The 12,636-nt window shown below is 71.4% G+C and carries 11 protein-coding genes; 7 read left to right on the forward strand and 4 right to left on the reverse strand.

Annotation, left to right across the window (positions count from 1 at the left end; genetic code table 11):
• Positions 1 to 9: 9 nt before the first annotated feature.
• The 6 genes from ABUW04_RS09980 to ABUW04_RS10005 all read left to right on the forward strand — a co-directional run bounded on the left by ABUW04_RS09980 (position 10) and on the right by ABUW04_RS10005 (position 7,141).
• Positions 10 to 387, forward strand: coding sequence for a hypothetical protein (locus ABUW04_RS09980; RefSeq protein WP_030254973.1), 378 nt, complete (start codon positions 10 to 12; stop codon positions 385 to 387).
• Positions 351 to 2,591 (forward strand): acyl-CoA dehydrogenase family protein, encoded by a 2,241-nt coding sequence (locus ABUW04_RS09985; protein WP_380564146.1) that lies wholly within the window; start codon positions 351 to 353, stop codon positions 2,589 to 2,591. Before ABUW04_RS09980 ends, ABUW04_RS09985 begins: the two co-directional genes overlap by 37 nt.
• Positions 2,588 to 3,694, forward strand: coding sequence for an MBL fold metallo-hydrolase (locus ABUW04_RS09990; protein ID WP_380564148.1), 1,107 nt, complete (start codon positions 2,588 to 2,590; stop codon positions 3,692 to 3,694). Before ABUW04_RS09985 ends, ABUW04_RS09990 begins: the two co-directional genes overlap by 4 nt.
• 62 nt (positions 3,695 to 3,756) lie before the next feature.
• A complete protein-coding gene (locus tag ABUW04_RS09995) occupies positions 3,757 to 4,593 on the forward strand; it encodes an amidohydrolase family protein (RefSeq protein ID WP_232242175.1) in 837 nt (278 codons plus the stop codon).
• A 77-nt stretch (positions 4,594 to 4,670) separates the two neighbouring features.
• On the forward strand, positions 4,671 to 6,386 hold the full coding sequence (locus ABUW04_RS10000) for a class I adenylate-forming enzyme family protein (protein WP_380564150.1): 1,716 nt from the start codon (positions 4,671 to 4,673) through the stop codon (positions 6,384 to 6,386).
• A gap of 122 nt (positions 6,387 to 6,508) precedes the next feature.
• Positions 6,509 to 7,141: a TetR/AcrR family transcriptional regulator gene (locus tag ABUW04_RS10005; RefSeq protein WP_380564152.1), complete on the forward strand. Its 633-nt coding sequence runs from the start codon at positions 6,509 to 6,511 to the stop codon at positions 7,139 to 7,141.
• An 83-nt stretch (positions 7,142 to 7,224) separates the two neighbouring features.
• Here ABUW04_RS10005 and ABUW04_RS10010 read toward each other — a convergent pair whose 3' ends face one another.
• From ABUW04_RS10010 to ABUW04_RS10025, 4 genes are all read right to left on the reverse strand, one after another.
• The gene (locus tag ABUW04_RS10010) at positions 7,225 to 8,688 is read right to left on the reverse strand and encodes an MFS transporter (RefSeq protein ID WP_380564153.1); all 1,464 of its coding nucleotides are present in this window, start codon (positions 8,686 to 8,688) and stop codon (positions 7,225 to 7,227) included.
• Between the two features lie 118 nt (positions 8,689 to 8,806).
• Positions 8,807 to 9,403 (reverse strand): TetR/AcrR family transcriptional regulator, encoded by a 597-nt coding sequence (locus ABUW04_RS10015; protein WP_030254955.1) that lies wholly within the window; start codon positions 9,401 to 9,403, stop codon positions 8,807 to 8,809.
• Between the two features lie 57 nt (positions 9,404 to 9,460).
• A complete protein-coding gene (locus tag ABUW04_RS10020) occupies positions 9,461 to 10,702 on the reverse strand; it encodes an amidohydrolase (protein ID WP_380564155.1) in 1,242 nt (413 codons plus the stop codon).
• A 243-nt stretch (positions 10,703 to 10,945) separates the two neighbouring features.
• Positions 10,946 to 11,695, reverse strand: coding sequence for an SDR family NAD(P)-dependent oxidoreductase (locus ABUW04_RS10025; RefSeq protein WP_030254952.1), 750 nt, complete (start codon positions 11,693 to 11,695; stop codon positions 10,946 to 10,948).
• A gap of 153 nt (positions 11,696 to 11,848) precedes the next feature.
• On the opposite strand from ABUW04_RS10025, the gene ABUW04_RS10030 reads away from it, so the two are divergent.
• Complete coding sequence (locus ABUW04_RS10030; protein ID WP_380564157.1) at positions 11,849 to 12,463, forward strand: TetR/AcrR family transcriptional regulator; 615 nt, start codon at positions 11,849 to 11,851, stop codon at positions 12,461 to 12,463.
• The last annotated feature ends 173 nt before the right edge of the window (positions 12,464 to 12,636 follow it).

The following is a 12,636-nucleotide window of genomic DNA, read 5'->3' on the forward strand; positions in this document are numbered from 1 at the left end:
GGAGCCACCGTGGTACAGCTGAGCAAGGCCAGCCTGATCGGCATCCTCATGGACAACGGCGAGGAGGACGCGGCCGTCCGGCTCGCCGTCTCGGACCTGCCAGAGGTCCTCGACATCGACGGGCACGCACGGCAGTTGGAGGCGGCGGGGCTGGCCAGGGAGGATCTGGACGCCCTGCTGCCGGCCACCGCCCACGGCCCCTTCGCCGCGCTGCGGGCGGCGTCACCCGACGCGTCCGCACGGAAGTCCGCGGCGGAGATGGAACAGACCGTCTCGCAGCGGTGGGCCGACCTCGTCTCCCAGTGGATACACCCGTCACCCGTCGAACCCGATTCCCCAGGGAGCAGCGCATGGCCCTCCCGGTCACCGAAGAGCACATCCAACTAGCCGATTCAGTAAGGGATTTCACTGCACATCACGCGAGCGTCGCCGAGACTCGGCTGCACCTGTCCCGGTATGCGGCCGGCGACCGCCCCAAGCACTGGGACGCGCTGGTTGCGCAGGGGCTGCACCGAATCCACATCGACGAGGCCGACGGCGGCGACGGCGGGTCGCTGGTGGACCTGGCCGTCGTGGTCGAGGAGACCGGGAGGGCCCTGCTGCCCGGCCCGTTCCTGCCCACCGTCACCGCGAGCGCCGCAGTCACGACGGCGGCCGCCGGCGTCAGGCGCAGCGAAGTGCTGCGGTGCTTCGCCGACGGCACCACCGGAGCGGTGGTCCTGCCCGGCAGCGGGGTCACGGCACGCCTGGGAGCACAGGGGTGGGTCCTGACCGGCCGCAGCACTCCCGTGCTCGGCCTGCTGTCGGCCGACCTGCTCCTCGTCGGCGCCGAGCGCGTCGACGACGCAGCCGGGGACGCCGTCTGGTTCGCCCTGCCGGTGCAGGCGCTGGCCGGTGCACTGCTGCCGGAGGAGGGCGTGGACCTCACCCGTGACCTGGGAAGACTCCGGTTGACGGACGCTCAGGTCGCAGCGGCGGACCTGGTCCCCGGACTGGACGCCGACCGGGTGCGCGCCGCGGTGACCGCCCTGTACGCCGCCGACGCCAGCGGCGTGGTCGCGCAGAGCCTGCGGACGGCGGTGGACCACGTCAAGGTCCGCGAGCAGTTCGGCCGTCCCGTCGGCTCGTTCCAGGCGGTCAAACACAAGGCAGCGCTGCTCCTGCTGGCGTCGGAACTGAGCGCCGCAGCCGCGTGGGACGCCGCCCGCAGCCTTGCCCAGGACGGTACGCAGTCGCGCCTGGCCGCTGCCGCCGCCGCGGTGGTCGGCCCCGGCCGCGCTGTCGACGCGGTCCTGGACGCGGTCACGCTGCTGGGCGGCATCGGCTTCACCTGGGAACACGACATCCACCTGTACTGGCGCCGTGCCATCAGCCTGAACGCCCTGACCGGACCGGTCCCAACCCGGGCGAGCGACCTGGGCGCACTGTCCCTGACCGCGGCCCGGGACTTCGACCTCGAACTGGAGGACGAGGACCCGGCATTCCGCGAGTGGGTCGCCGAGCAGCTCGACGCCGCGATGACCCTGCCCCCGAACCTGCCGCAGCGCCCCGGCGCCTGGCCCGCGTCCGGCACCGGACCGCGCCGCACCCTGCTGGCCGACACCGGCCTGGCAGCCCCGCACTGGCCCAGGCCCTACGGGCTGGACGCCTCGCCGGCCCAGCAGGCCGTCATCGCCCAGGAGTTCGCGAAGCGCGGCCTGGAACGGCCCTCGTCGGTCATCGGCGAGTGGGCGGTGCCCACCGTCCTGGCCCATGGCGAGGAGGAGCAGAAGAGACGGTTCGCCGTTCCCACCCTGCGCGGCGAGATGACGTGGTGCCAGTTGTTCAGCGAACCGGGCGCCGGCTCGGACCTCGCCTCGCTCAGCACCCGTGCCGTCCAGGACCGGGACCGCGGCGGCTGGGTGCTCAACGGCCAGAAGGTGTGGACCTCCTCGGCGCACGAGGCGGACTGGGGCATCTGCCTGGCCCGGAGCGATCCGCAGGCACCCAGGCACAAGGGTCTGAGCTGCTTCCTCGTGGACATGCACTCACCCGGGGTGGAGGTGCGCCCGCTGCGGCAGGCCACCGGAGAGGCGGAGTTCAACGAGGTCTTCCTGACCGACGTCTTCGTCCCCGACCAGTGCCTGCTTGGTCGGGCCGGCGAAGGCTGGAAGCTGACGGCCACTACGCTCGCCAACGAGCGCCTGACCATCGGCTCGGGCATGGGAGGCCGGGACGGTGCCGAGCGGCTGCGCGACGCGGTACGGAGCGGAACGCCGGCAGCGGACGCGCCGGCGGTGCTGGAGGCGCTCGGGTCGATCACAGCGACCCGGATCGCCCTGCATGCCCTCGGCCTCCGCTCCACGCTGCGCCGCCTGTCAGGACTGCAACCGGGCGCGGCTGCCAGCGTCCTGAAGGTGGGCAGCGCCCTGGCCGACCGTGCCGCCGCCGCGACCGGACTGCGACTGCTGGGCGCAGAGGGGGCCGTCGGCACCGACGCCCACGGCCTGGTACAGGGCGAACTCCAGCTGCCGAGCGTCCTGATCGGCGGCGGGACCGTGGAGATCCAGCTCAATGTGATAGCGGAGCGCATTCTGGGACTGCCCCGATGAGGTCTTCCCTCTACGGGCCCCGCGGGCGCCACGCCCCGACTCCGGTCGGCGACGGGGTGTGGCGCCTGCCGGTCCTCGTCGAGCGCAACACCCCGCCGGTCGTCAACGTGTACGCCCTGGCCTGCGCGGACCGGATCGTCCTGGTCGACGCGGGCTGGGACGAGGTGAGCCTGAGGACATTGCGGTCAGGCCTGGCAGCGCTCGGAGCAGGACTCGACGCCGTCGAAGGAGTACTGCTGACGCACGCTCACCCCGACCATGCCGGTCTGGCGCAGGCCCTGCAGCAGCAGACCGGGTGCTGGGTCGCCGCCCATCGTGCGGAGTGGGGCGCGTTCGAGGACGGGGGCGACGTCGGGAACCGCGGCGGCGCCCGTCCCTTGGGCATGCTGGACCGGCTCGGAGCCCCGGCGTCCACCGCCCAGGCCCTGGAGGCGAAGTTCGGTGGCATACCGCTGCTGCCCAGGCCTGTGCTGACCCCCCTGGACGACGGCCAGGCGGCCCCGACCCGGGGGCGCCGCATCCAGGCGGTGCGGACACCGGGGCACAGCCCCGGTCACCTGTGCTTCCTCGACGAGTCCGGAGTGCTGTTCGCCGGCGACCACCTCCTGCCCGGCCTGCGCCCCCGTCTGTACCTGGACGGCGATACGCCCCGTCAGGGCGCCGACGGCGAGGGCGCCGACGGCGAGGGCGCCGACGACGAGGGGCCCGATCCCGTCGGCGACTACCTGGCCTCTTTGGACCGGACGCAACCCCTGTCCGGCTCGCTCCTGCCCGGCCACGGCGAGCCCGTGGCCGACGCTGCGGCGCTGCACGAACGGGCGCGGGCGCACTACACGGGCCGAGGCGAGCAGATCCTGGCCGCCCTGCCGACGGACCGTCCGGTCAGCGCCTGGAAGGTCGCCGATCGGGTCCGGCAGACGGAGCGTCCCGGATCGCACCACTCCCAGGCGGCGCACTACCTCGCCGCCGTCGAAGCCTACGCGTTCCTCCGCCACTGGCAGCGGCTGGGACGGGTCGAGATGCGCGAGACCGTGGGCGAGCCTCCACGCTGGCGCGTCGCTCCCGGCGCGCCGCACCGCACAGGCGCCTTGCAGCAGGCGTGACCAGCCCCCCTTGCAGTACCCCCGAGAAAGGCACCGACATGCCGTTCCCCGCAGGAACACCCGTGATCGACACGATGATCGGCTTCCCGCACGACGGATGGGACCAGTACGACTTCATCCGCCGACAGACCAAGGACCGACAGTCCCGGGAGGAGTACCAGTTCCCGGTCGAGTACATGTTCAAGGACGTACCCAAGGACCTGCCCACCGACGACCCGGTCGCCTTCACCCTGCACGAGATGGACCGCTTCAACATCCGTTACGGCCTGACCGGAGTCGGCGACGAGACCTCCCACAAGGCCCTCGCCCAGCACCCCGACCGCTTCCTCGGCTCCTTCGAGATCGACCCGAACGCCGGCATGGACGGGATCCGCGCACTGGTGCGCGCCCACGAGGAGTTCGGCGTACGCGCAGCCGGCTGCTTCCCCGCAGGGGCGCTGCCGCAGGTCGCCATCAACGACAAGAAGATGTACCCCTACTACGCCAAGTGCGTGGAGCTGGGCATCCCGTTCTTCTGCTGCGCCGGGGTGCCCGGCCCGCGGCTGCGGATGGACCCCCAGCGCGTCGAGCTGATCGACGAGGTCATGTACGACTTCCCGGAGCTCGTCTTCGTCACCCGCCACGGCTGCGAGCCGTGGACCGACCTCGCGGTCAAGCTCCTGCTGAAGTGGCCCAACCTCTACTACTCCACCTCCGCCTTCGCCCCCCGCTACTACCCCAGGGCCGTGGTGGACTTCGCCAACACCCGCGGCGCCCACAAGATCCTCTACGCCGGCTACTTCCCGATGGGGCTGACGCTGGACCGCATCTTCGGCGAACTGCCCGCCGTGCCCTTCAAGGACGAGGTGTGGCCGCAGTTCCTGTACGGCAACGCCGCGCGCATCCTCGGCGTCAGCTGAGCGCCGGTCCCCGACCGCGGCCACCGCACGCGGGCCGCAATCCCCGCCCCTGACTCTCCCACCGTTGTGAGGGCTCCATGGACACGTCCCCATCCACCCTGAGGTGGCAGCTCCCGCCGCTCCCGGACCGCACACTCAAGGCCCTGACCGGCCCGGACGCCCCTTTCGCCCACCACGAGGAGGACGTGAACGGCCGCCGGGGGCAGGTTTTCACCCATCGCTTCCGCAGCCTGCCCGACCTGCTGAGGACGCGTGCCACCTCCCACGCCGACCACCCGTACCTCATCGACGGCGAACAGGTCGTCACCTACGCGCAGGCATGGCGGGCCGTCGGGGCCAGGGCCGCCGCCCTGGCCCGCCGAGGGGTGCGCACCGGGGACCGGGTAGCGCTGCTGGGCGCCAACCAGAGCGAGTACCTGCTCCACCTGTGGGCCGTCCTGCGCCTGGGAGCGGTGGCCGTGGGGCTGAACGGCTGGTGGACCGGCAGCGAACTGATGCAGGGAGTCGAACTGTCGCAGCCCCGTCTGCTCCTCGGGGACGCCCGCCGGATCGAGCGCCTTCCCCCGGCGGCCCGCGCGGCGGCACCGGTGGAACTGTTCGACGAGTTCGGAGCCCGGGCCGACCGCGAGGCGGACCGCACCCCGGCCCGTCCCGGGCCGGACGACGGCGAGACCGTCGCCGAGGACGCAGCCGCACTGCTGCTGTTCACCAGCGGCACGACCGGCCGCGCCAAAGGAGCGTTGATCTCGCACCGCAACATCGTGCACGCGGCGCAGGCCAACGCCATGAGCGGCACCCTCGGCGCCGTTGACGGAGCAGGCCGGAACCCCGCCGACGGTGCCGGCTCCACCATGACCGCGCTGGTCTCCTCCCCGCTGTTCCACGTCTCCGGCCTGATGATGGCCCTGGCGTCCGCCCCGTTCGCCGGCGGTGCCCTGGTGATGCCGCGACCGGGGCGCTGGGACCCGGAAACGCACCTCGATCTGATGGCCGAACACAAGGTCACCGTCTGGAACGGGGTGCCCGCCCAGTTCTGGCGACTCCTGGACACCCCGGGCTTCGACGCCGCGCGCCTTCCGGCTGTCGCCGTCCTGGGCACGGGCGGCGCGAACCTGCCCCCGCGGCTCACCTTCCTGCTGGGGCAGCGGTTCCCCCACGTACGCCTGGGCAACGGCTTCGGCATGACCGAGACCTTCGGCTCGGGCACCACCATCACCGGCGAGGAGCTGAGAGCGCACCCGTCCTCGGTCGGCGCCCCCGTACCGCTGGCCGAGCTGCAGGTCCGCGACGAGTCGGGCACGCCCGTGCCCGACGGCACGGTCGGCGAGATATGGCTGCGCAGCGGCTCCGTGTTCCTCGGCTACTGGCAGGATCCCCGTGCCACCGCCCGGGTGCTGGACGCGGAAGGCTGGTACCGCACCGGCGACTTCGGGCGGGTGGAGGGAGGTCGGCTGTACCTGGAGTCACGGCGCCAGGACCTGATCGTGCGCGCGGGCGAGAACATCTACCCGGTGGAGGTCGAGAACCGGCTGGTCGAGCACCCGTCAGTGGCAGACGTCGCAGTCGTCGGCGTGCCGCACGAGGTGTTGGGCCAGGAGGTGAAGGCCTGCATCGTGCTGCGTCCGGGAACAGGATGGGAGTCCGAGGGCGTGCGCGCGTGGGTGGGAGAGGCTCTCGCTGCATTCAAGGTGCCGGCGCACGTGGAGTTCCGTGACTCGCTTCCCTACTCGGCCACCGGAAAGGTCGTCAAGCGCCTGCTGGAGGATCAGGGGGACGCCGGCAATCGTGGGTGAACCGCATTTCTGCACGGGTGACCCGCTGCAGACCGCCCCCGCCGTGCAACTGCACTGTCACCGGGGGCGGTCTGCAGCTCCTGCGTGACGGGGGTGAAACGGTGTTGCCGTATCCTGGGCGCGTGCCTGATGAGCTGCTCTACGCCGACGCGACGTCGATGACCGCTGGGCAACTCGCCCGCCGCCAACGGATCGTCGAAGCCGTCCTGGACCTGTTGGAGACGACGGACCTGGAGAAGGTCGGCATGCGCGAGGTGGCGGAGCGCTCGCATGTGGCGCTCGGCACCACCTACCGCTACTTCGCCTCCAAGGAGCACCTGCTGGCGGCGGCCTGGGCGGAGTGGCACCGTCGCCTGACCCGGCAGGTGCTGGCCGAAACGGAGTCCGAGGACCGCAGTCGCGCCGGTGCGGAGGACCGCGTGGTGGCCTACATCCAGCGGCAGCTCCGCAGCTTCCAGCGCACCCCCAACTTCGCCAAGGTGGTGGTCTTCGTGTCGACGTGCCCGGACACGGCCACAAGCGAGGCGATCGACGAGCTGGACGTGGAGAACGAGAAGGTCATGCGGGTGCTCATGGGGGACATCCCGGAGGAGTACGCCCGCCCCGCCCGCGTAGCCATCGGGTCTACCCTGCTGGGTGCGCTGACCTCGTGGACCACCGGCCGCACGACGCTGATCCAGGCACGGCGGGGGGTGGAGGAGGTCGTCCGATTCGTCATGCGCGCGATTCCCGCAGCGGATCCCGACGCCTCCTGACCCCCCAACACCTGTGCGGCCGTCGCCGCGGAGGTCCCTGGTGCGTGGACGCCCGCGGCGACGGTCGGCGCGCAGCGCGGTGGTTACTCGGAGGAGAGGGCTTCGACCGGTCGCAGGCTGGTCTGCCCGGTGGTGACGGGGGCACGGCCGATGACGAGGGAGAGGCCCAGGCCCAGAAGGCAGATGACCGCGCAGCTGGTCCACACGATGACGTAGCCGTGCAGGTCGGACAGCTCGACGCCGGGGACGGGGAGCTTGAGGAGGTTGTGGTCGAGGACCGCGGCGAAGGCGGCTCCGGAGACCGAACCGGCCAGAGCCTTGAGGGTGTTGTAGATGCCGGTGCCGATGCCCGTCTGGTCGGCGGGCAGGTGGCCCATGATCTGGACCGGCAGCGCGCCGATGACCAGGCCGAGTCCCACACCGGCGAGGACGCCGGAGACCACGAACTGCCAGGGAGCGCTGTGGGCAAGGGCGATGAGGGCGTAGGAGGCGGTGAAGCCGGCGAAGCCGAGAGCGAGCGGGGTGCGGGCTCCCAGGACGCGCAGGAGGCGGGATGCGGCGCCGGCCGAGAGGAAGGCGGCGACGGTGGTGGGCAGCGCCATCAGGGAGAGGCGGAGCGTGTCGAAGCCGAACCCGAACCCGAACTGCTTCGGCGTGGCCATGAACGTGCTGCCGGCGGTCTGCGAGCCGAACATGGCGATGCCGATGACGAAGCTGAGTAGGTAGAGGGGTGCGAGGCGGCGTCCGGTGATGAGGCGGACGTCGATCAGCGGTTCGGCGGTGCGCAGTTCGGTCACTGTGAAGGCGGCGAGCGCGAGCACGGCCGCCGCGGCGAGTACGAGGACCGTTGCGCTGGTCCAGCCCCAGGCGCTGCCGCGACCCAGGGCCAGCAGACCGGTACCGAGCCCGGTACTGAGCAGGACGGTGCCGCTCCAGTCGATGTGGCTGCGGTTGCGGGTGACGGACTCGGGGATCAGCAGGAGCACCACGGGCAGGCACAGCAGGATCGCGACCGCGGGGAACCACATCATGGCGCGCGCGGTGGCCACGTGCTGCGAGAGCAGTCCGGTTCCGACCGCGCCGAGGGTACTGCCGAGGAAGACGGCCCCGACCAGCAGACCGATGCCGGTCCCGGCCTGCCTGCCCTGGACACGGTCGCGGACGATGGCGAAGTCTAGGGGCAGCCAGGCGGTGTAGAGGCCCTGCAGGGCACGGCCGACCAGGAGCAGGCCGAACGAGGTGGTGGTTGCGGCGAGGACGGAGCCGACGGCCACGGCAGCCATCGTGATCAGGATCATGCGTCGGTGGCCGTGGATGTCACCGAGCTTGGAGGCCAGCGGGACGGAGATGCCGGAGACCAGCAGCGGCAGGGTGTTGACCCAGCTGAGGGAGCCGGAGCTGATGTGCATCTGGGCGCCGATGAGCGGGACCAGGGTCGGGACGGAGCCCTGGAGGATGCCGCTGCACAGCTCGACGAAGACCAGGAAGCTGACAACGGCGAGTGCGGAACGGGCAGCCGTGGACGACGGGGGCGTTCTTTCGGGCATGGGTGCTCCACAGGAGGAGGCCGAAAGGCCGGAGGGGAAGGAGACCGGAGGAGAAGGAGAGGAGGGCGCGGCGCGACCGCCGGTGCGGGCCCCGGTGCGGGTGCCATGCCTGGTCAGGTCAGGTCAGGCGGGGGACGCTGCCGGAGAGGGCCATGTCGACGAGCTGCTCGACGAGGTGGTCGGTGATCGTGACGCCGCGCACGTTGTGGCGGTAGACGGCGAAACCGCTCCACAGATCCAGCAGGGCGTCGGTGTCGGTGTCCTGGGGGAGGTCGCCGCGCGCGACGACGCGGTCGAGGGCGTCCCTGGAGAGCAGGCGCCGAGGGCGGATCACGTGCTCCATGTAGCTGCGGCCGAGGGCGCGCTGGTCGGCGATGGACAGCTGGGCGGTGAATCCCAGGGGGAGCTCGTCCGCGGTGGCGTAGCGGCGTGCGTTGCGGGCGATGGCGAGCAGTTCGGCGCGCGAGTCCCCGGTCTCGTCCACGGGTAGCACCTCCGCCTGTGCGGCCAGGGCCTCGGCGGCGACTGCCGCCTTGTTCGGCCACCAGCGGTACAGCGACTTCTTCGACACCCCGGAGCGGCGGGCCAGGAGGTCCATCGTCAGCCCCGCGTACCCGCCCTCCTTCAGTACGGTGGTGGCCAGTTCCAGGGTGCGTCGGCGTGCTTCGAGGTCCGGTGGGCGTCCCCGACGTGCGGGCGGCCGCTCGTCGGTCATCGCTGCTGCCTCTCGTACCCGGTCCGCCCCCCTGGTGGTGGCCGGACCAGCATACGGTCAGGCTCTGTCGAGCCATGCCAGGGCCGCCGTCGTCATCAGGGCCACCCCGGAGGCGAGGGTGGGTTCCGGGTCCGGGGCGAAGCGGGGATGGTGGTTGGCGACGAGGTGACCTGCGGCGCGGTCGTCGGCGAACGTCGCGGGGTCGGAGCCGCCCCAGAACCAGTACACGGTCGGCGCGCCGACGAAGTCGCCGATCACGCCGGCGTCCTCGCTGGCGGGCACGGGCGGGAGTTCGGTCAGACGGTCCCGTCCGACGAGCGCGGCCAGGGCGTCGAGGGTGCGCGTGGTGGCGTCGGGGTCGCTGACCAGCACCGAGGTGCCGTGGGTCCAGGTCAGGTCGGGGTCCTTGAGCGCACCGGAGGCGGCGGCCTCGGCCCGGACCACCCGCTCGATCGAGGCCTTGAGCCGCGCGCGGATCTCGGGGGAGTACGAGCGGGTGTTGATGCCCAGCTCAGCGGTGTCGGGGATGACGTTGTCCTTGGTGCCGGCCTGGAGCCGGCCTACGGTGACCACCGCCTGGTCCTGCATGGACAGCTCGCGGGAGACGATGCCCTGCAGGCGGACCACCGTGCAGGCGGCCATCAGCACCGGGTCCAGCGCGTTCTCCGGGGAGGAGCCGTGCCCGCCGCGGCCGTACAGGACCACGTCCAGGGTGTCGCTGGCGGCCATCAGCGGTCCGGGCCGGTATCCGACCGTGCCCACCGGCATCGGGCTCACATGCTGGGCCAGCACGACCGCGGGGACGGGCACATGGTTGAACAGGCCCTCGCGCACCATCGCGGCGGCACCGCTGACGTTCTCCTCGGCAGGCTGGAAGACCGCGACCACCGTGCCGGACCACGACTGCCGTGCGGCGGTGAGCAGTTCGACCGCGCCGAGCAGGCAGGCGGTGTGCATGTCGTGGCCGCAGGCGTGCATGACCGGCACCTCCCGGCCGTACGGGTCCGTGGCGGTGGCCGTCGAGGCGTAGGGCAGGCCGGTCTCCTCGCGCACGGGAAGCGCGTCCATGTCGGCGCGGAGCATCACCACCGGGCCGGGGCCGTTGCGCAGGACGGCGGCGATGCCGGTGCCGGCGATCCCGGTACGCACGTCCCATCCCAGCGGTGCCAGGGCTTCGGCCACCTTCGCCGCGGTGCGGTGCTCCTGGAAGGACAGCTCGGGGTTGCGGTGCAGGTCGCGGTAGAACTCCCCGATCCTGGCGGCGCGTTCGGCATCCCACTGTGTCAGGGCGTCGTTCATGCGGTGACTCTCCTTGTCTCGCGGGCCGCCGATCCACCCGCAGGCAGGCCTGAACAGCGGTGCGAGGGCACCGCCAGGAACACGGGGAGGGCAGCCCGGCGAAGAACGGGCTGCGGCGACGCCGTCATCCTGGCGACTCGACACGCAAAGAGTCAATAGGGAAACTAATGGTCTCCTTTTGTTTTACGCGAGTGAAACGGCAGTGGCAGCGTGCTGAGCGCTCAGCTCGCCGTGCACCGGGGATCAGACCTGGTTGAGGCCGCCATCGACGTCGAGGTTGGATCCGGTGATGAAGCTGCTTCGGTCGGTGGCGAGGAAGAGGACTGCGTCGGCGATCTCCTCGGGGCGCCCCATCCGGCCGAGCGGGACCTGGCCGGCCAGGAAGGTCTTCAGGTCGGTGGCCTGCTCCTCGTCGGGGGCGAGGCCGGTGACTCCGGGGGTGTCGATCGGGCCGGGGGTGATGGAGTTGACCCGGATGCCGCGGACCTTGAGCTCGTTGGCCCAGGTGCGGGCGAAAGAGCGGACGGCGGCCTTGGAGGCGGCGTAGACCCCGAACGCCTCGGCGCCGGTGGTGGCGGTCGTGGAACTGGTCAGGATGACCGAGGCGCCGTCGTTGAGCAGTGGTAGCGCCTTCTGGACGGTGAAGAGCAGGCCGCGGACGTTGATGTCGAAGGTCTGGTCGAAGTGCTCCTCGGTGACCTGTTCGAGAGTGGTGAAGGAGCCGCCCCCGGCGTTGGCGAACAGTACGTCAATACGGCGGCCCTGGCCGCGCACGGTGTCGTAGAGGCGGTCCAGGTCCGCCAGGACCGCAACGTCCCCCTGCACCCCGGTTGCGCGGGCGCCGACGGCCTCGACCGCCGCATCCAGTTCCGGCTTGCGCCGTCCGGTGATGAACACCTGGGCCCCCTCGGCTGCCAGCCTCTTCGCAGCGGCCAGGCCGATGCCGGTGGTGCCGCCGGTGATGACTGCGGTCTTGCCTTCGAGCTGTCCCATGGTGGTTCGTCTCCTCAAGGTCTTGGCGTGGACGTGCGACCGGTCGAGTCTCTGATCTGCGAAAACTTATGTATCGATCGGTACTGAATAGACCGTAGCATGCCCTGGGCCTACTTGAGTACCGGACGGTACTGATATGGGTATGCTGGGGCTATGGACACCGGACAGCAGCAGGCAGTGATGGGCAGGCCGCGGGGCTTCGACGCCGAGCAGGCCCTGGAACGCGCGCTGCTGGTGTTCTGGGAGCACGGCTACGAGGGAGCCACCCTCACCGACCTGACCAAGGCCATGGGCATCACCCGCACCAGCATGTACGCGGCCTACGGCAACAAGGAGGAGCTCTTCCGCAAGGCCCTGGCTCGCTACACCCGGGGCCCGGCCGGGTACGTGGCCAAGGCACTGGAGCAGCCGACCGCAGAAGCGGTGGCCCGGGCCGTCCTGAACGGCGCCGTCCGGACCACCACCCGGCCCGACTGCCCGGCCGGGTGCCTGGGCGTCCAGGGCGCGCTGGCCGTCGGTGAGACAGCGCACAGTGCCCGCGACGCGTTGATCGCCTGGCGCCGGGACGGCGGGGAGGCCATCCGCTCACGCTTCGAGCAAGCCCTCGATGAGGGCGACCTGCCACCGGGCAGCGATCCAGCGCACCTGGCCCGCTACGTGACCACCCTCGCCTACGGCATCGCCGTCCAGGCAGCCGGCGGCGTCTGCCGCGACGACCTCCAGCAGGTCGCCGACAGCGCGCTGCTGAACTGGCCCCCCACCCCGTGACGCCCACCGGCACCGGAACACCGCCACGCCGTGGCGGGCGAGGCCCGTCGTGAGCAGACCCGCCCCTTCCAGCCGGTGAACGGTGAGATGCGACTGAGCGTTCTCCCGCTGCCGTGGTGCTTCGTTCCCAGCACCTCGGGCTCCGTGGACGTCGTCCACGGAGCCCGAGGCGT

Origin of the sequence: Streptacidiphilus jeojiensis, from assembly GCF_042510965.1 — a bacterium.
Lineage (GTDB): Bacteria > Actinomycetota > Actinomycetes > Streptomycetales > Streptomycetaceae > Streptacidiphilus > Streptacidiphilus jeojiensis.

Coding starts and splice junctions, on each gene's coding strand:
- ABUW04_RS09985 (WP_380564146.1), top strand. CDS start 351: ATGGCCCTCCCGGTCACCGAAGAGCACATCCAACTAGCCGATTCAGTA.
- ABUW04_RS09990 (WP_380564148.1), top strand. CDS start 2,588: ATGAGGTCTTCCCTCTACGGGCCCCGCGGGCGCCACGCCCCGACTCCG.
- ABUW04_RS10000 (WP_380564150.1), top strand. CDS start 4,671: ATGGACACGTCCCCATCCACCCTGAGGTGGCAGCTCCCGCCGCTCCCG.
- ABUW04_RS10010 (WP_380564153.1), bottom strand. CDS start 8,688: ATGCCCGAAAGAACGCCCCCGTCGTCCACGGCTGCCCGTTCCGCACTC.
- ABUW04_RS10015 (WP_030254955.1), bottom strand. CDS start 9,403: ATGACCGACGAGCGGCCGCCCGCACGTCGGGGACGCCCACCGGACCTC.
- ABUW04_RS10020 (WP_380564155.1), bottom strand. CDS start 10,702: ATGAACGACGCCCTGACACAGTGGGATGCCGAACGCGCCGCCAGGATC.
- ABUW04_RS10025 (WP_030254952.1), bottom strand. CDS start 11,695: ATGGGACAGCTCGAAGGCAAGACCGCAGTCATCACCGGCGGCACCACC.
- ABUW04_RS10030 (WP_380564157.1), top strand. CDS start 11,849: ATGGACACCGGACAGCAGCAGGCAGTGATGGGCAGGCCGCGGGGCTTC.